Here is an 18,936-nt window from a genome sequence, read left to right as displayed (position 1 = left end):
AGATTTAGGAATGAGTACCGGATGTGTTTTTTTAAATAATACCGATAAGTGGGTTGTTAATAAAAATATCAGATAATTTCAGCAGGGCTGAAAGTATTGGTATGTTAATTGATATACAAGATTGATGTTTAAAAGTAGCAGGAAAATATGCTGAAAGAAATATTCTTTATTCTGTGGATACTGTTGCAGGTATACATTGGCTGGCATTTGTTCTTACCTTTCATTTTGTTTGTTTTTTATAAACTGGTTTCCTTGTTTAAAAAGAAAGACAATCATCTTGGTAGAGAAGTACAATACTCAGACTACGCGGTCATTGTAACGGCTTATGAGCAGCTAACGAATATTCCCAATGTGGTCCAGTCCATTCTGAATCTCGACTACCCCGACTTCATTGTTTATGTGGTAGCCGACAAATGTGACATCACCGGCCTGCACTTTGAGGACGAGCGTGTGGTGATCCTCAGACCTGAAGAGACCCTCAGCAGCAACACCAGGTCACATTTTTATGCCATCAACCGCTTCAAAAGGCCTCACGAAAGGCTGACCATCATTGATAGTGATAACCTGGTTGAGCCTGATTTCCTCAGAAAACTTGATGTATTTTTTGACAAAGGCTTTTTGGCCGTCCAGGGGGTCAGAAATGCCAAGAACCTGGACACCGAATATGCCAGGCTCGATGCTGCCCGTGATATCTACTATCATTTCTATGATGGAAAAATCCTTTTCGGTCTGGGCTCATCTGCTACACTGGCCGGTTCGGGTATGGCTTTTACCACTGCTTTGTATAAGGATTGCCTCGAGTCTAAAGACATTACCGGGGCCGGATTTGACAAAGTGCTTCAGGCTGAAATCCTTAAGAGGGATGTCCGTATCGCTTTTGCAGAAGATGCCATTATTTACGACGAAAAAACTTCCAAATCTGATCAGCTGGTAAATCAGCGGGCCAGGTGGATCAATACGTGGTTCAGGTACTTTAAATATGGTTTTCAGATCATTGCCAGGGGCGTTAAGAACTTCAGCCTCAATCAGTTCCTTTTCGGGATTGTGCTGCTCAGACCCCCCTTGTTTATCAAGCTGGGTTTTGCCATCGTCTTCATTGTCATTGATTTATACATAAGCCCGATTGAAAGCGTCGTCTGGGTAGCCGGACTGATATTTTTTGTAGTGGGTTTTGCCACTGCCCTGCTTAATTCGAAAACCGACCGGGTCATCTATAAATCGCTCGTCAGCATTCCGAAGTTCATCTTCTTCCAGGTGATCTCTCTTCTGAACGCGGTAAGGGCCAACAAACGCTCTGTAGCGACCAAACACTTCCATCATTCAGATTCTTCTCTGGATAATAAGTAAATATCTCTTACACGATGTTTGGGGGCTTTCGGCGGATCGTATTTCATGCCAGGGTCACGATTTTGCCCATAAAAAAACGATCCCGATTTTCACCGGGACCGTCTTCTATCATAGGTATTATTGATTAACTCAATATTTTCTTACAATACTCTACACATTTTTTTACTTCATTTACCGAAGTAGAGCCTTCCGGAACTTTGTATTCCAGCTCAATCGTAGCGGGGAACTTGTACTTCTCTTTTCTCATCAGACCCAGGACTTCAGTCAAAGGCGTATCTCCTTGTCCCCAGACCAGGTTTCCTTTGCCGTTGGCAGGCTTCTGACGGTCTTTCACGTGCATGCTGCTGATCCTGTCGTGTTTCTTTCTGATCAGGTCAAGAGCATCCGTGTTACCGGCTGCAATGTAGTGACCCAGGTCAAGGTTCAGGGCGTTGGCCGGCGACTGGGCCAGGGCCGTATCCCAGAAAGTAGGGGTTTCCTGCTCATGGCCGTGGTATCCTACCTTGATGCCCACGCCTTCAGCCAGTTTTCCTAATCTGAGTGTTTGTGCGTCGTCGGAAGGGTGTTCCAGCGTCACGTGTGAAGCTCCCAGGGCCTTTGCGGCTTTCATGCCGTAAAGCACTTCCGCATCAGAGTTGTTTTTACCGAAAGCATTCGGTTTGAAGGCATAAATTTTAACACCGGCATCGTTGTACATCTTACGAACCTGCTCAAATTTAGCCATTGAAACGCCGGCACGCCATTTGGTTACCTCTTCGTTATATGACTTCATCTGGGCTTCGCCGTCAGCCAGTTTCTTTTTCTCTTCTTCCGTCAGCTCCTGCTTTTCGTTTCTTTTTCTCATCAGGGGATAAAGGGAACGGAAATCAACCGTGCTTTTCGGCTTGCCTGCAAAACTCTCTGCAGGGTCTCCCATCAGTTCAATCGCACTGACACCTGTGTCCAGTACATATTTAAGGGTGGCTTCCGCACTCTGATCCGGTAAATCTCTGAATGAGTAAGTGATAACGCCAATCTGAACGCCATTGATCAGTGATCCGGGACTGAGCAGGTTACGAATGATGGCCGGAGCCCCGAAAAGGTTGTTTGATCCCAGAACCGCACCGGAAACGAGAGCCGCTGAAGTGCCGAGGAAATTACGGCGTGATACAGATAAATCGTTTGTTTTTTTCATTGTTTGATTAGCTATTTATTAAGGTTAGAAATTTTGACCGAATATTTTCATTTGTTTCATGGTCCAAGGGACATCCTCATTTTCTTTCTCTACGCCTTCATTCAGCTTTATCCTGATAAACCGGGTTTTGGGGGCGTTGAATAAAAGAACATTCTGTCCTTCCTGTCCTTTGGCAGAGCTGAGGGTTTCCTGCCAGTTGACACCGTCTGAAGACGTTTCCACAACGTAAACCCTCGGGAATGTCTGCACAAAAGGCCTTGGTTCATTGGGCTTTTTAGGGTCCGGTACCCAGCCTTTGCGTATCATCTGGGCAGAGGTAAAGTGTATTTCGTTGAGGTTGACTTCTTTCGGGAATTCTATCTGGTACCACATTCCTTTTTCCTGTTTAAGCCCTGTAGACCAGCCTTCATAGGTAAACGCCGTGTTGGGAGAAACATTGCCGCCTATCCTTGTCGAAGCCGTATGACTGGCGGTCACCTTCCAGTTTTCTTTCAGCTGTAATTCCTGCGGCACCTGCTTTATCAGTCCGTCATAAAGATACGTGCCGGATTGACCGGAGGTCCTGGCTCTTATTTTGGCTACCTGGTCGGCAGTAATCATCGAAGCATCGTTAGACAGTCCGTTTCTGATATAAGAAACCACATCAGAGACCCATTCATCAGATTGCTCTTTCATACTGGCCATCATATTGCCTGCATAGGTTTTCCCTTCGATAGCCCCTTCCATTCCGTGCAACACCACCCTCACGGCATATTCAGGATGAGATTGTATCCGTAAGGACCCGGCCAGGGCAGGGGCCAGTAATTTGCCGTCTCCGGCGGGCGTCCCCATACCATTGTTTCCGTGGCACTGGGAGCATAATTCATTATAAATAACCTCACCTCTGGCCAGCATTTCCTTCTGGCTTTTGTTCAGCTCCTGTGCACCGCCCGTCGCAAAACCACGGGGCTTGGGCGGGGTAATGATCTGCTGACCGACCAGTTTGACACCGGCAGCCTTGTTTTTTTCGATGGTCGCTTTAATATGACTTTCAGTATCGGGCAGTTTAAGGTGCTGTGCTGTCAGCATCGCCTGGATCACCACATCTGTATCCTGGTCGTTGATCAGGGCCAGGAAATCGTCTTTCAGCTCCTTTTCTCCGGCTTTGTAAAGTGATTCTCCCGCACGGAGGGCCTGGTTGCGGATCCTCGGATTCGGGTCTTTTAATAATTTCTGAACGGTTTCTTTTTTCAGGGCTCCCAGTCCTTCAAGCGACCATAAGGCATGTATCCTGGCCTGTACATTCTGAGAATTCGATACCATCGATTCAAGGGCAGGTGCAACGGAAAGGTCTTTTCTCAGGACAATCTGCTGCTGGGCAGCGTCACGCCACCATCCGTTGGGATGTTCAAAATGCTTCACAAGCCTGGATGTTTTTTCGCTGAGCATCCTCGGCTTGGTTTTATCGCGGTCTATGCCTTCGTAGGTGATCCGCCAGATCCGGCCTAAACCTACTACTTTTTCCAGCTGATATTGTTCGATCTTGGTCCTCAGATAAGTACCTTTTTGTGTCCACTGGCCTTCCTGGATAATGCCGTGGTACATGTCTACTATATAAAGCGTTCCGTCAGGAGCAGTGGCCATATCCACCGGTCTGAACAGGGGGTCACTTGAACGTAAAAACTCTGATTTCTGATCCTGGTATACATTATGAAGCGTCGTGAGTCCTTCTGTAACGATCGGATTGATCTGTCTGACGATCCTCGCGACCGGTTCACCATAAAAATACTGTCCTCTCAGGTCGGCAGGCAGCCTGTCGCCGCGATAAACGTCGTTTCCGGCAGACCCTGTTACTCTTTTCAGTGAACCGTCCGGCTGCCTGATTTCATCCATTCCCCCCTGCATATCGCTGATTTTGATGGCCGAGCCCCAGGGAACGTCAAATCCCTTGGCAAATTCATTCGGCACTTCAAAATTGCCGTAATGGATAGGAAACTGGAAATAAGAAGGTAAGCCGCTGGCTCCGCCCTGAAACCAGAGTTTGCCGTTGTCATCATGGGTAATGCCCCACTGGGCCCTGTTGAATCCCGTTTTTTCGCGGATCACCCCACCCGGCGTTTCTCTGACCCTGAAGGCATTGACCGTGCTGTAAAGCCAGTTGTCCATGCCCTGGTACATAAATGCCTGCTGGTGCTCCACGTTGCCGGAGCGGCCGTATTTATTGGTAAAAAACTCTTTTTTATCAGCTTTACCGTCGCCGTTGGTGTCGGTGTATTTATAGACATTGTCTGCATCAGACTCCATGGTCAGTATACAATCCTTGCCATAAGGCAGTACAAATCTCGGGAAAATCAGGCTGTCGACAAACGTGGTACCGGACTCGTAGATCCCGTCATTGTTTTTGTCTTCCCATCTGGATATCCTGCTGGTCGGTTCCAGCTCATCTTTTGAGTCGGCGTCCAGCATGTAAGAGCGGAGCTCCAGTACATACATGCGGCCATTGCCATCAAAAGCAATGGCTCCGGGCTGCTGAATGGCAGGTTCTGTAAGGATGGGTTCAATTTTGTAACCCGGGGGAAGAAGGAAGCTTTTGGCTTCTTCTGAAGGGTAAAGTGGTTTTACAGGAGATTTGGCCTGCAGGTCAATGTTTTTCCAGTCATCACTCTCCGGATCAGCGGTTTCGGGTAGTTTTACCGCGGGTGATTGCTCGGAAAAGGTACCGATTACATCTTTGACAAGGTCCCTGGTAGCCGGGCTGCTTACTTTACAGGCGGTCACCCATCCGGTCAGTAAAACGGCAGAAATAGTGAACCGGTAAAACAGTTTAATTTTAAGGTTTCGGTCGGGTAATTTCATTTAAATAATAAATTTTATAAAAATACCTTTTTTTTGATCAAATTTCCAAAGAAAACCGACCACCAAGCCAATAAAACCGACAAGTACCGTAAAACGAACGAGGAAAGTAAAGAATCAGGAAATGTAGGAAAACCGGGAGGGCCGGTTTAAGCTTTGTTCGCAGGAAATAATCATGCCCCCCTCTTCAGTCTTGGTGCAATATGCGTCTGGTAAAACTCAGGATAAAACCGGTAAGCATAAATAAACGGGTGAAGAATGTTGACTTTCAGGAATTTATATAAAATCACCTGCCCGATAACGAACCCGATGATCTGGGAATACAGGGTGGCATAAGCGGCTCCCAGCAGACCGTTGGATTTGATAAAGAAGTAGTTCATGCCGATGTTGATACAGGCCGAGATGAAAACCACCCGGAAAGTGGTCCGGGTTTTTCCGATAGAGTCCAGTATAGTGCCGAACTGACGGCCATAAGGTACTAACAAACAATACAATAAAGTGATTTTAAGCAGAGGGATGGTGTCGTCATATTTATCCCCGGCGATCAGCCCGATGGTGAGGTCGGCAAAGAAATAAAGGAACAAAACCATGGGAATAACAAGGGCCAGGATGGTGCCCACAGATTTCTCATACAGGTAACGGATGCCCTCCAGGCCTGTTTCTTCCAGCCTTTTGGCACTTTGCGGAAAAACAATGTTGGCGATGGCATTGGTAGGGATTTCGATCAGATTGGTGATCCTGATGGCTACATTGAACATCCCTGAAGCCACCGGCGACAGCATCCCGCCCAGCATGATCTGGTTAATGGACCCTGAAATAATAGAGCTTACCGTAGTTCCGAAGGCATATTTGCCATAATTAAAGATCTTTTTTATCCATTCAGGATGAAAACTCCAGGTAAAAACGAGGTATTTTCTCACAAAAAACCAACCGGCAGCCGCACTGACGACAATCGCCAGGATCAACACGTAAACCAGGTAGGTGAGGGGTGGTACGTAATTCTGGATGTAACAAATCAGAATGTACAGAAACATGATGATCTGCCTTAAAAACGTAGTAATAAATATGCCTTCAAAATGAAAATGAGCTTGTTCGATGTTATTAAAAAGAGAGAGTAATCCCGAAAAAATAAAAATGATGGTGTAGTAATAGAGCAAGGGGCTGAGCTCGGGTATTCTCCAGTAACTGCTGAGATGATCTGCAAAAATAAAGGTCAGCAGGATATAAAGTAAGGTAATAAAAAAGCTGATCGTAAAGGCGGCAGAAATGATCTTTGGCCGTTCAGCTTCCGGTTCTCCGGAAACAAACTTAATGAGGGCGTTGCTGATGAGCCCGTTTCTGAAGACTTCAATGATGGTGGTGGTAGTGAGAAACAAGGTCCAGGTACCAAACTGGTTTTTATCCAGCAGCCTGACCAGAAAATAGAATCCGCCGAAGCCAAACAGGACAGAAGTCATGTTCTGAACGATATTCAACATGCCTGAACGTAACCAGTAATTGTTCTTCATTTTATTTAATTTTTAGTAAAATGAGAATTTATATAAGCCCTCAACTCGTCTTCTGTTTTAGCGTGCAAAATAGCAGCTCCCGAAAGCTGTGGAAAAAGCTTGGTAAAGCAATGAAAATGGTGTTCCGGACCTTGTTTTGAAAAAATAAGGTTGGTTCCGCCGAAATAACTGGCAAAAGTGGCCGTCCCGCCGTGGATTGAAATGAAATGATCTGCGTTGGAATAAGCCATCATCTGGAAATGATTAAAGTGATGGGCATTATGTGGGTTATCGCGATACATTTCGCTCAAAATATGTATTTCAGGGTGGTGTTCTGCTATCCATTCATAATCTTTCAGGTCGTAAGTAAGGCTGTGGTCAGGCACCAGGTGCTGTGGTTTGGGACGGTTATAAATGATGGTAAACTTATCTTTCAGGGTGGTGATCATCTCGTCGAGTATCTCCAGACTGAAGAAGCTGACCGGCGGGCCGTCCCATTCCGTATTGTACCGGTTGGCGATGATCAGAATGGGTTTGTCAAATACGAAGAAATCGTTTTTGTAATGTTCTTTTAAGGGAACCCGGACCCACTTTTCCATGTCGTAGTCCTGGCTGTAAAGAATGCGGGGCAGATCAAAATTATAATTGCCTTCGTCCGACCGGGCAGTGAATTTCTCGGTGTGATCGGGTGAGAAAAAATAAAACTCTTTGGTAAATAGGGAGCTTGTGGTGTTTTTAAGGGTACCGTTGAGATGATGCCAGTACGCAAAAGGCAGGGCAAACATCAGCTCAGCTCCGAACTCCCCGCTGAATGATATTTCCTTGTAAGGTTTTTTAATGAAATAATCCCTTATGACAAACCTCCATTGCCTTAACTGGCACATATAAGTATGTCTGTAATAATATTTGATATTAACAGGTAACTTTCCGTATCTGAGCCATACCAATAAGCTCAAAAGTTTATTCAGTACATATATAAACATTCAAAATATAGGTTAAAACTACATTTTTAATCGCATAACAGAAAGCAGGCCTGCCTGGCTTATTCATACCTCAGCAAATAGCAAGCCAAAAGAATAATAAATACTGAAAGTTAAAAACAGAAGAAAAAAGAGGGCCGGATCACAGTTTGAAAACCTGGAAAAAACGGGCCACCGGGTCTGACAGGTAACTGACATATTTGGTGTCCTTAAACGAGGTTTTCTTCCCGGATTTCAGGGCATCAAAATATTGTTTCAGGGCAATTTGCCTGCCGTGGGTTTGCTTCGGAATATCCACAGGCTCATTAAGGGCCAGTTTGAGCATAATCAGCGGGAAATTGACTTTGGCTTTCAGACATGAAGTAACCACTGAAGCCCAGAACCTGCCGTTGATTTCAAGAATGTATACTTTTTTATCACGCTGGTCTCTTCTGAGGTCTACACAAGCCACGCCTGACCAGTGCAGGAGTTTCATCATTTTACTTACTTCGCGTATCACTTCTTCGTCTTCATGAAACTGCAGGACGTCATTAGAGCTGAAGTCTGAGCCTGTTTTTACGGGCGATTCCTGGATGGTATAACAAATGATCTCGCCTTCCTTACAAATGACATTACAGGTGATATCGCTGCCTACAATGAAAGGCTGAATGATAAATTCGCGGTCTTCCGGCGGATTGCTGTTGTAATAATCTTTAAGATCTTCCCAGTTCTCAAACTTCCGGATCATACGCCCGAAAGAGCCCCTGGTGGGTTTTAACAGCAAAGGGTATCCGATCTGTCCGGCAATGTTTTCAAGCTCTTTCAAGTCATTTACCGTGGCATAAACCGGGCATGAAACACCGTTTTTGGTCAGAAATTCTGCGAGCAGCTTTTTGTTGATACCTATGTCGAAAAACTCAGTGTCTGTAGACCAGCTGCAGGGAGCATACTGGCTCAGAAGTTCTTTGTGTTGCCTGATAAACCTGATTTCGATCTCGTCAATGGGCATGATGAGGTCAATGTGATTTTCCTGCACAATTTTAATGATGTCGTCCTTCGAGTTGATGGCTTCCCTGACGTGGATTTTATCCAGGAACCTGGAATGCCTGGCTGCATTTTTCTGGTTACTTGTCAGGAGATGGATCGTATAATTAAAAGATCTCAAGCAGTAAATTACTCCTAGTGAAAGGTTAGAATCGTAACCTATAAGTAAAACGGCCTTTTTATGTGACATGAACTGAGTTGACTATAAAGTTTAAAATTGGTTTATCAGGTTAATGGGTCGTGTCGTGCGGGGTATGGATGAATTTTTTATTGGCATCCCCGATTTTTGTGATCGACTTAAGGAATTTAAAGAATAATTTAGGCAAAAGCAATATTTCACGCCAGCCTATCTGTTTTTTCAGCCATCCGGGAATGGAAATAAAAAACACAATGGCAAGGGCAGATATCATCGACAATGCCAGGATGGTCTGCTGATAATTCTTGAGCAAAATGGTAACCGGCACTAAAATAAATAATAAACCAAGCAGGATGATCCTCGGCAGCATCATGGCCTGGAACACCTTGTTGAAATAGTCGATATTGCCCCTGAACAAGTGCACAAATCCTGAAAAGAAGTTACTTTTCAGGTATTTTAACTGGGCGGCAATCCATCTTGTTCTTTGTTTTTCGAAGACTTCCGGGTTCTGCACCTTTTCGTCGTAAACGAGAGCGTCGTCCAGGTATTCAAAGGCGTATTCCTTTTTCAGAAGTCTCATTTCCAGTTCCTTGTCAAAACCACCCAGCGTGTCGATCTTGATCATCGTGTCTTTAAACAACTTATAATCAAAGGCCATGCCGGAGCCCAGTAATCTTGAAGACAGCCCGAGTGCACGGTGACCCTTGTTGAAAATGTGATTGTTGGACTCTTCACTGATGGCATCCAGGACAGCCGTGGTGGTATTGGTATTTTTGGCGGTACGATGCCCCTGCACGATAGACCAGCCGTTCTGGAAGGCAGCGTTGATCTTATCCAGGAAATCGTCTTCCATAATATTGTCGGCGTCGAGGATCAGGGCAATGTCATAAGCGTTGTCGTCCAGGGTGTTCATCGCAAAGTTCAGGGCCTTGGATTTGCTCGACAACTCAAAAGAAACAACGATGGTTTTGACCGGAAGCTGATTCAGCAGCCCGATGGTTTCGGGTTTCATTGAATCGGCAATGACAATGACGTCAAATAATTCTTTCGGATAATTTTGTTCGAGTGCTTTTTTGGTGGAATTCAGGATGACCCCGTCTTCTTTGTACGCAGGCAGAAAGACCGCGAATCTGCTCTTTCTATCGGAACTGGCATATTTCTTTGCCGGAACCAGTATGCCGGCAAAAGCAAATATCGCCAGATAAGCGACATATACTCCGCAAACAACCAGAAGTAAAGAAATAAGTAAAGTTACAATAGTCATGGCTTAATGTTTGAAATTCCAGAAAATCCCCCTGTAAAATGCTTTGAGATGATCGAATCTCTGGTTAATGACAAATTTAACAGTATTTTTTGGAATAGAAAATATAGTAAAAAATAAGGTAAATACGAGTTTTTGAGAACCGGTAAAGTTTCTCCTGACATAAAAAATCCTGTTCCTGGTCTGATAATAGACCTTTAACGGACTGTTTTTTCCTGTGGCTATCGATTCTTTGTGCTTTACCAGCGAATCGGCCACGTACCATATTTCAAATCCGGCTTTTTTGAAACGTGCACACCAGTCGAACTCTTCGTAATAAAGAAAGAATTGGTCTTCCATCAGACCTACCTTCTCCATCGCTCCGGCCGACACCAGCATAGCTGCCCCATGAATAAACGCCGTTCTCATGGTGGTGTCAAACCTGCCGTCATCTTCCTGTTTTTCACCGATGAAAAAGCTTCTGGCCGTATAGGAGTTCATTTCGGTACTGCCTGCATACTGGACGAGATTGTCCTCAAAGAAATACCTGATTTTCGGACTCGCCATTCCGATCTTCGGATTGCTCTCCATCAGTCTGACCAATGGCTGAAGAAAATCAGGCTCCACCTCGGTGTCATTGTTGATAAAAAGCAGGTATTTTCCTTTGGCTTCTTTCACCGCCAGGTTGTTGCCGCCTGAAAATCCCAGGTTTTCTTTGCTTTCAATAAACCTGAATTCCGGAAACTTCGGTATTAATGATCCTACTCCCTGCGTAGGGCTGGCGTTGTCTACCACAAAGAGCTCATAATTGGGATAAGAAATCTTCTGAATGGACAACAGAAACTCCTCAGTCACTTGTGTCTGATTGTAATTTACCGTGATGATCGAAACTAAAGGGTCCATCTTACTTATTTTCTTTAAACCATTTTTTTAATACAGCAAATCCTATTCCAACTCCGACTAAAACTGTAAATACTGTTACAATTGCTACCGGAAGTGGATCAGGATACACTTTGAGGATGACATAACTGCCAATACCGTTGACCAAAACCATGACAATGACCTTGATGGTATTAAATTTGGGCTGTCCTATGCTGTCGAGTGTTATGCCAATAAACCTGTCTGCGGGCAGGAAAAGACTATAAATACAAAATACCCTCAGGATGTTAGCCGACTCGCGGTACTCTTCGCCACCCATCAGTACGACGAATTGCTCGGCAAAAATCAGTACCAACAAACTCACAGGGGCCAGGTATAATGAAAGTTTTCTGATCCTGTTTTCGTAAATCTCCTTGATGGCTTTGTTGTTTTTTTCATGACTGTGTTTTGACAGGTCCGGCAAAGTCGTAGCCGCAAAACTCCTCAGCGGAATTTCAATGATGTCAATCAGTTTGTATGGCAGGTTGTACATCGCCGTTGCTGTCGGATTGAGCAGGGCACCGAGGATAAACGTATCTGTGCTTTTCAGCAGGTTACTCGCCAGTGTGGTTCCCATGGTGTACTTGCCGTAATGAAGCATTTCCCGTATCCTGACCATGTCGATTTGCCGGACCGACTGCAAGTGTGTCCAGCCTCCGATAATGGTGAGCAGCGAAATGACCCCATAAAGCACGTTCTGTGCCATAGAGATGTCGAGAGACGTCCATTTGAAATAAAAACCTGAAATATTAAAGAGCAGGAACGGGACCGCAAATCCAAGCCTGAGGATCAGGATCTGGGTAAATTTGCTTTCGGCCTGCAGCACCCAGCTGGCTACGCCACCAGGTAAAGTGACGATGAAATAAATCCAGAACTGATGCAGGAAAAACGGCATTTGCAGGCCGTTGTATAAATCAGGAAAAATGAGGTCAATGATCGTGAGGATGACCAGGATGGCGATCGTCAGCACCCCGCTGATGATCCAGGAGCTCCCGACATAGGATTTCTCGTCTGACCCTGAGTAAAAGCGTACAAGGGCAGTCTGAATCAATCCTGAGCGGATGATCTCAAAGAAAGTAATAGCCGTCAGATAAATCAGCCATTCACCCATCATGTTGGTGTTCAGCACACGGGCAAGAATGGCAAAGCTTAAAAAGCCCGCTCCGGCAGCAACGAGGTTACCTGCCAGTGACAGCATATTCTTGTTTCGGAGGATACTCATCTGGCAAATACTGATTTAAACCGGGTTGATAATTTTTGCGGCCAGTTAGCATCCATGCAAGGCTTTTCTATCATTAAAAAGAATATGACACTGCAAAAGAAAAGGAACGGTAAAAATAGGATGATACCCACAAAATAAGCAACCGGGTAATCATACAGCTCAATGATCCGGCGGAAGGCCATGGTGAAAAACTCGGCCAGGGCCAGGTGAATCAGGTAAATGGAATAGCACATGCCGCCGATGGAGCTGATCCAGGGATTTCTGAAAAAGCGGTTGATGGCTATGCTCCTGAAGCAACCGTAAATGGTCATGAAAAGAGAGAAAATGAATACGAATTTCCAGGTGAGGTTCTTTTCCCAGGTCCAGGTTGAAAACAGGGTAATGATGCTGATTACGGTGATATAATCAAAGATTTTGCTCCTGGGTACCCCGTCTTTCCAGTCGACGATATAAATGTCTGCGAGGAGAATACCTACCAGGAAGAATTCATAAACATAAGGTAAAGTCAGGTCAAAACCGTCGAGCACCGTAGTGAGGTTATGTACCAGTATTTTGGCCAGCATGAGTCCGATCAGGAGTGAACGTCTTGCCCACAGTTTCTTGATTGAAAAGTAAAAAATGGTCAGGAACGGAACCAGGATATAAAACTGTATCTCGACTTCCAGTGTCCACGAAGGTGGATTCAGAGGACTCCATTCTCCGTAAATCAAGCGGTGAGCATAAAATAAGCTGGCGATATAATGGGGCAGCAACTCAAAGAAATCCTGGTGCTTGACAATGATCAGTACAAAAAAGAAAAAGGTCATGATCAGGAGATAGGGCGGTTCAAGCCTGGTGAGCCTCCTGATAAAATATTTTTTCAAAGAAACCTCAGGCCCGGCATTGATGGAATGCCGTCCGAAGGGCAATGAAAGAATAAAACCGCTGATAGCAAAGAAAAGATATACTCCGATGTGGCCGTTCGCTACGGTAAGTGACATTTTTTCTTCAAACGGAGTGTTTATCCCGGTAATTCTGAAAATCCTGTCGCTGAAATGGTGAAACACCACGGGTAAAATCGCCAGAAAGCGGAGACCGTCAATTTCACCTATGAAATTATGGCCTGTGGTGACCCTTCCGAGTTTCTGTACCAGCGTTGAAAAGAATTTCCGGATAAATGTTAACATTGAATGTCTTTTTTATTAGGTTATTATCTTAATAATTTTGAAAACTCAACCGCACGTTTTTCCCATGAATTGCCCTTGGCGATAGAAACCCGCTTATTCTGGAATCCCTGGTTGTCATTTTCAAAGTAGTCGGAAATAGAGCTGACAAAGTTTTCTTTGGTTCTGGCGATGTCAATCAGCCCTTTGAAGGTGCTGAGGTCGGCAAAGTCGGTACTGACCACGGCCAGTCCGGCGGCCAGGTACTCATTGATTTTCATCGGATAAATGGCTGCGGTCTGGTCATTTTTGACAAAGGGGATGATCCCGATGGTGGCCTGGGCCAGGTAGGCTCCGAGCTCTTCAGGGGCTTTTGCTCCTTCAAAAATGACGTTCGGGATCAGCTTCAGTTTCTCTATCTTTTCTTTGACATACGGCTCGTCATAAACCAGCCTGCCTACCATCACCAGCGAATGGTTAGGGAATTTTATGGCTATTTCAGTCAGAATGCCGTAATCAAGACGGCTGTCGATGCTGCCGATGTATAAAATTTTCTTTGGTTTTTCTTTTTCTTCGAGTTTGACAAATGACTGGTGAAAAAGGTCAAAGTCAACGCCGTTGTTGACTATATGGCAATTTTCATTGGCGGTGTGTTTGGTGTCATAGAGACCTTTTGAGCTGACAATCACCTTGTCTACCATCTTCAGGTATTTGTCTTCCAGTCTTTTACCGTGATTTTTGGCCCATAAACAGGTGCTTATTTCATCATAGCAATAGTAAACCTCGTCCGTAATGTTCAGCTTTTTTTGTAAAAACACCCCGATCTGCGGCGTAAAAGCATTGACGTATTTCGGATTTCTGATACCGATTTGCTTTATTGCCTTTTTTACCGAGCGGGCGATGATTCCGGCATTCCATCCGGCAAAAAAATCATAGATGGCCGGGGACCTGATAAAATTAATCGAAAGGATAGGAGGCGGCGTCAGGATGTAAATATATGTGTTGTCCTCCAGTTCCAGTTTCCGTAAAGGGTTTTCTAATCCCAGCATCCTTTTTACCGGCACATATTCACTTTTTCCGAGCATTCCCCAGATCAGGTCTTTGATCGTGTATTGATAGTCGACGTACAGGATTCGATGATTGGCCGCCAGTTCAGCCATGATTTTGACCGTACTTTTAACATAATCACCCTCCCACGAAGGATTAGCAACACAAATGATATCGGCGTGTTCAGAGGACATCGGTTGTTTTTTTAATGTTTTGAAATTGAAATCAGGCTATAATATTTTTTATTTTTCTTCTGAACCATGATCTTTTTCTTGGCAATTCGCCGATAAGATCTTCCAGCTGATCATATTTAACTTTATTGACAAAAAGCACGATCTTGTCTCCTGCAATTTTCCTCAGGTTGTCAAGAATGAACTTGTCTGCCGGTTTCCAGCTCCTGGTGGCGTCTACCAGGTACACTATCATTTTGGCATTGGCAATGAGCCTTGTCGGTGTCGGGTTGTCAAACAACGCCGGCAGTTCCAGGAATACGTAATTGACAGAACCCGGGTCTCTTCTCAGTCCAAGGTCTTCGATGTTGCGGGCATGCACAAAATTCGAAGTGACCGTGTAATTGAAGGCGTAATCCTCCGGTTGCTTTTCATGCGGATGTATCCACATCGACGTGCAGATGGAGGCTTCCAGCTTTTCGGCCAGTTTGCTCGCCAGATAGCTTTTGCCTTCTTTGGGTCTGTTGCTGCATATCACGATCAGGTTGTTATTCACGCTGTAATCGGTTTCGATGGTGATCGCCGTCATCAGCTGGTTTAACAACTGGCTTTCCATCTTTTCATAGTTGATCGACTTCTTTCTCGGCTGGTAAAACGGCAGGGCACCGATAAACGGCAGGCCTACTTCTTCTACAGCCCTGGCCGGGTTTTTCATTGAGCCGTCAAAAAACTCCCTGGCAATGATGACAAAAATCACCAGCACCATGCCCAGTATATAAGAAATGGCTACCAGCAGAAGCCTTTTGGAATCTTCGGGCTCAGCAGGGTATTTCGGCGGGTCAATCACCTTCAGATGTGACGACATCAGCAGGTTTTGCTCACGAAGCTTGCTGACGTTTAATCCGTGCAGAATTTCCAGGTACTCTTTCTCGGCCACACTGATTTCACGTTCCAGCTTGCTCAGGCTCGCTCCCAGGGGAGCAAACTGATTGGTATAACGTTCCGCATTTCTCTTAACATCACTCAGGATCAGTAACTTGGCCTCGGATTTGTCTATGTCAATAAACGATTGGATCCAGTCGGTAAACAACATCTGGTTGGGCACCCCGTTCTTGCTGTTGTTGATGTCATAAATGTCGGATATATCGCTTTTAGTCTTGTTCTCTAATTTCGTAATGATGCTTTTCAGGTTCCTGATAGACTCTTTGTTGGCATCCGGGTTAAATTCAAGCAAGGTAAGTCTTGAATTATAAACAGAAAGTGAATCTCTCAGGTCAGCCAGTTTTTCATTTTTAAGGGCTACATCCTGCCTTAAACTCAGGCGGTTGTTCAGGTTTTTAAAGGTAGCTTTGGCTGCTTCCAGGTCGGCTTTCTCCTTCTGTATTTCCTGTTCCACCAGGTTGTCCTGTTCGGCTACGTACTTGGACTGCTCCTCAAAATTAACGATCTTGTTTTTGGTAGAAAAGTCCTTGAGGTTATCTTCTGAGCTGTACAATTTCTCGCTGGCCTTCTGAAGTTGCTCTTCAAAATAGGAGACAACATTGCCTGTTTCACTGACTTTCAGCTCTTTGTGTTTGTTCATAAAGACGTCAGAAATAAGCACCAGGGTGTTCTTGGTTACAGCGGCGTCGTTCGATTCATAGGCAATCTTGACCATGTCGCTTGATCCTTCCCTCTGTACTACCAGTGATCGGGTAATGCCTTTCAATCCGTAAATACTCGCATCAGGAATCAGTAAGTTCAAAGACACCAGGTTATTCGGAAGTATAATGTAGTTATTCAGGTTTCTGATGGTGTTGTCAACCGAATTATAATCCACAAGCCTTTTGACCAGAGAATCAGGCAATGCTTCGTGAAGTCTTTGAAAGGTCACTTCATTGGCAATGGCATTGTCAGGATACCTGAGCATCAGGTGGGAGGCCAGAAGCCTTAAACCTACCTCTTCAATGGTGGTACGGGCTTTAATGGTATTGATCAGGTTATCAAATGCGTTGTTGATACTTGAATAATCACTTTTTCCGCTTCCTTCTGATTCGATGGTATATCCTGAAGCCAGCCCGGTGTAAATCAGGGTACTTGCTTTATAATTGTTGTCTTGTTTCCTGGTCATGTAGAATACGCCGGCGGCCAGGGCCAGCGGAAACAGGATGAGCCAGGTTTTATTATCAAGGATAAGCCGTATAAGTCTTATAATACTCATTTTATAATAGTTTTTTCCCCGTAAGGACTTCTAAAACTCTTATGTTTTCAATTAATGTCTGTCTGGTGGTTTCGTATTCTGCGTCTGCCCTGGCAGCACTTTCGATCACGGTTGACATATCTGATACCGGGATCTTGCCTTCTGCAAATTCCTTTTCTGCCATGGCCCGTGTTTGTTTGTTTACCTGTTTGGCCTCACTCCTGATCTCCAGCATTCTCAGGGTGGTCAGTACGGTCTGATAGCGGGTCAGGATGGTCAGTCTTAATTCCTGGATCAGGATTTCCCTTTGCTGATAGCTGGCCTTTTTTTCATATTCAGCTATTTTAACGGCTGACTTGCGGTTGACCAGGTCAAAAGCCGAAACGCCCAGGTTTAAAGTAGCCCTGTACCCGTTATTCAGGTTGGAGTAAGATTCAACCGTACCTACCGCCTGCTGAATGAGCAGGGCCTGGTTACCGGAACCCAGCTCGAAATTGAATTTTACACCCGAAATCCACTTTTGTTTCTCTGTTTTGATAAGGTAGTCATTTTTCAGATACAAAGCGTCCTGTTGTTTCAGATGGGGTGAATTGGCAATGGCGGCATCCACCAGTTCTTCCGGTGAAGGCAGTTTTAAGCTGGCGGCTGAAATAACAGGATTGACCTGTGCTGTCAGACTGCCAGAGATTAGGAAAGCAACGATTAATGGTCTGAACTTCATATTTTTTTACACGTTTTCTGATTGGAACAAAGCCGGGAATGTCTTCAGAATAATACTGATGTCCATTTTCATAGAAAAGTTTTTGGCGTATTCTATGTCCAGTTGTATTCTTTCTTCCTCGGTCATGTCTTGTTTACCTTTGCCTCTTTTGGTCACCTGCCAGAGGCCTGTCAGACCACCCGGGCCTGCAAAACGCTGGATATAGGCGTCAGTGGTAAGTTTCTCAGCTTCATACAAGGGAAGCGGACGGTTACCCACCAGCGACATATCTCCGAAAAAGATATTGAAAAGCTGAGGCAGCTCATCAATGCTGGAGTTTCTGAGGAAATGCCCCAGTTTGGTGATCCTCGGATCATTCTGGAACTTCATGAAAGCCACTTTGGCTTCTTTTTCCATGTTGTATTGTTTTTCACAAAAGACTTTTCCGTCGAGATAGAGTTTTTGCTGACACTCATCTGTATTGCCCGCTTTGCAGTTGTCACACAAGCCTTCCATTTTAGGCGTATCGGTGTTTTTTGAATACATGTTCAGCGAGTCCATCTGCTTGATGAGCTGGTCTGCGTCAGTCCTCATGGACCTGAATTTGTAAATCTCAAAAATCTTGTAGCCGGCACCCACTCTTTTACTCTTATAGACGATCGGCCCCTTGGAATCCAGTTTGATGAGGATAGAGACCACAATAAGCAAGGGAGAGAGCAACAACAGGGCTGTTCCTGTACTCAGCACATCAAAGGCCCTCTTCCAGAAAGGGATTTTTACGTTGAAATTGGCCGATTCAGAAAGGTTATTGGCTTTAAATTCCATCCTTTTCTGGAAATAATTGACCCTTTCCAGTAAATCACCGCTGCTGAAATCTTTCGGAAAAATATCGTCTATTTTTATCTTCTTCGCCTCATTTATCAGCCCGGAGGTGATTTGTTCGGTGATGAGGATGATCGGAATATTTTTGGTCCATTCCAGTGATCTGACGGTTTCGATGAACTTGAAACTGTTCATTTTACGGTCAATGATGATCGTATCGGGAGGGTAGTTTTGTTTCAGATAAGCGAAGCCGCTGTTTTCAGATTCAAAAACATTGATTTTCAGGTTTGCTCCGAATTTGCTCACAAAGTCATTGATCAGTACTTTGTCATTGGCAATGAGGAACACCTGGATATAGTCCTTTGTGCCGTGCACGTTATAGGGATCCGCAATGACATTTCCGCCCGGGGGCTGCTGGAGATCCACATGCCTGTTGAATAACAATGTATTTGAAGCTTTTTCCATTTTAACGGAATGGTTATATTTTTTTCGGTAAAAAATGTTCTGAATTTCTGGT

14 protein-coding genes are annotated in these 18,936 nt (G+C 44.8%); 1 reads left to right on the top strand and 13 read right to left on the bottom strand.

Annotated features, from left to right (window positions below):
• The first annotated feature begins 147 nt into the window (after positions 1-147).
• Complete coding sequence (locus GVN16_RS02405; RefSeq protein WP_166562227.1) at positions 148-1,347, top strand: glycosyltransferase; 1,200 nt, start codon at positions 148-150, stop codon at positions 1,345-1,347.
• A 124-nt stretch (positions 1,348-1,471) separates the two neighbouring features.
• Here the strand turns inward: GVN16_RS02405 and GVN16_RS02400 are convergent, their stop codons facing one another.
• The 13 genes from GVN16_RS02400 to GVN16_RS02340 form a co-directional block, all read right to left on the bottom strand.
• Positions 1,472-2,521, bottom strand: a complete 1,050-nt coding sequence (locus tag GVN16_RS02400; RefSeq protein WP_166562226.1) for a sugar phosphate isomerase/epimerase — start codon at positions 2,519-2,521, stop codon at positions 1,472-1,474.
• A 24-nt stretch (positions 2,522-2,545) separates the two neighbouring features.
• Positions 2,546-5,356, bottom strand: coding sequence for a c-type cytochrome (locus GVN16_RS02395; protein WP_166562225.1), 2,811 nt, complete (start codon positions 5,354-5,356; stop codon positions 2,546-2,548).
• A 170-nt stretch (positions 5,357-5,526) separates the two neighbouring features.
• Complete coding sequence (locus tag GVN16_RS02390; protein ID WP_166562224.1) at positions 5,527-6,861, bottom strand: flippase; 1,335 nt, start codon at positions 6,859-6,861, stop codon at positions 5,527-5,529.
• 5 nt (positions 6,862-6,866) lie between these two features.
• On the bottom strand, positions 6,867-7,823 hold the full coding sequence (locus GVN16_RS02385; protein ID WP_166562223.1) for a hypothetical protein: 957 nt from the start codon (positions 7,821-7,823) through the stop codon (positions 6,867-6,869).
• A gap of 139 nt (positions 7,824-7,962) precedes the next feature.
• A complete protein-coding gene (locus GVN16_RS02380) occupies positions 7,963-9,033 on the bottom strand; it encodes an ATP-grasp domain-containing protein (protein WP_166562222.1) in 1,071 nt (356 codons plus the stop codon).
• A 40-nt stretch (positions 9,034-9,073) separates the two neighbouring features.
• Positions 9,074-10,243 (bottom strand): glycosyltransferase family 2 protein, encoded by a 1,170-nt coding sequence (locus GVN16_RS02375; protein ID WP_166562221.1) that lies wholly within the window; start codon positions 10,241-10,243, stop codon positions 9,074-9,076.
• A gap of 3 nt (positions 10,244-10,246) precedes the next feature.
• Complete coding sequence (locus GVN16_RS02370; protein WP_166562220.1) at positions 10,247-11,122, bottom strand: glycosyltransferase family 2 protein; 876 nt, start codon at positions 11,120-11,122, stop codon at positions 10,247-10,249.
• Position 11,123: 1 nt separating this feature from the next.
• Positions 11,124-12,359: a lipopolysaccharide biosynthesis protein gene (locus tag GVN16_RS02365; RefSeq protein WP_166562219.1), complete on the bottom strand. Its 1,236-nt coding sequence runs from the start codon at positions 12,357-12,359 to the stop codon at positions 11,124-11,126.
• Positions 12,356-13,525, bottom strand: a complete 1,170-nt coding sequence (locus tag GVN16_RS02360; RefSeq protein ID WP_166562218.1) for an acyltransferase — start codon at positions 13,523-13,525, stop codon at positions 12,356-12,358. The genes GVN16_RS02365 and GVN16_RS02360 overlap by 4 nt, the downstream gene beginning before the upstream one ends.
• Positions 13,526-13,548: 23 nt before the next feature.
• Positions 13,549-14,742, bottom strand: a complete 1,194-nt coding sequence (locus tag GVN16_RS02355) for a glycosyltransferase (RefSeq protein ID WP_166562217.1) — start codon at positions 14,740-14,742, stop codon at positions 13,549-13,551.
• 31 nt (positions 14,743-14,773) lie between these two features.
• Entirely contained in the window at positions 14,774-16,918 is a 2,145-nt protein-coding gene (locus GVN16_RS02350; RefSeq protein WP_166562216.1) for a hypothetical protein, read from the bottom strand.
• A 1-nt stretch (position 16,919) separates the two neighbouring features.
• Positions 16,920-17,618 carry a TolC family protein gene (locus GVN16_RS02345; protein ID WP_166562215.1) on the bottom strand — a complete coding sequence of 233 codons (699 nt, stop codon included), beginning with the start codon at positions 17,616-17,618 and terminating at the stop codon, positions 16,920-16,922.
• A 6-nt stretch (positions 17,619-17,624) separates the two neighbouring features.
• Positions 17,625-18,884, bottom strand: a complete 1,260-nt coding sequence (locus tag GVN16_RS02340) for a sugar transferase (RefSeq protein WP_166562214.1) — start codon at positions 18,882-18,884, stop codon at positions 17,625-17,627.
• Positions 18,885-18,936 lie beyond the last annotated feature (52 nt).

The organism is Emticicia sp. CRIBPO, from assembly GCF_009905725.1.
Taxonomy (GTDB): domain Bacteria; phylum Bacteroidota; class Bacteroidia; order Cytophagales; family Spirosomataceae; genus Leadbetterella.
This window is presented reverse-complemented; position numbering and strand designations above follow the sequence as displayed.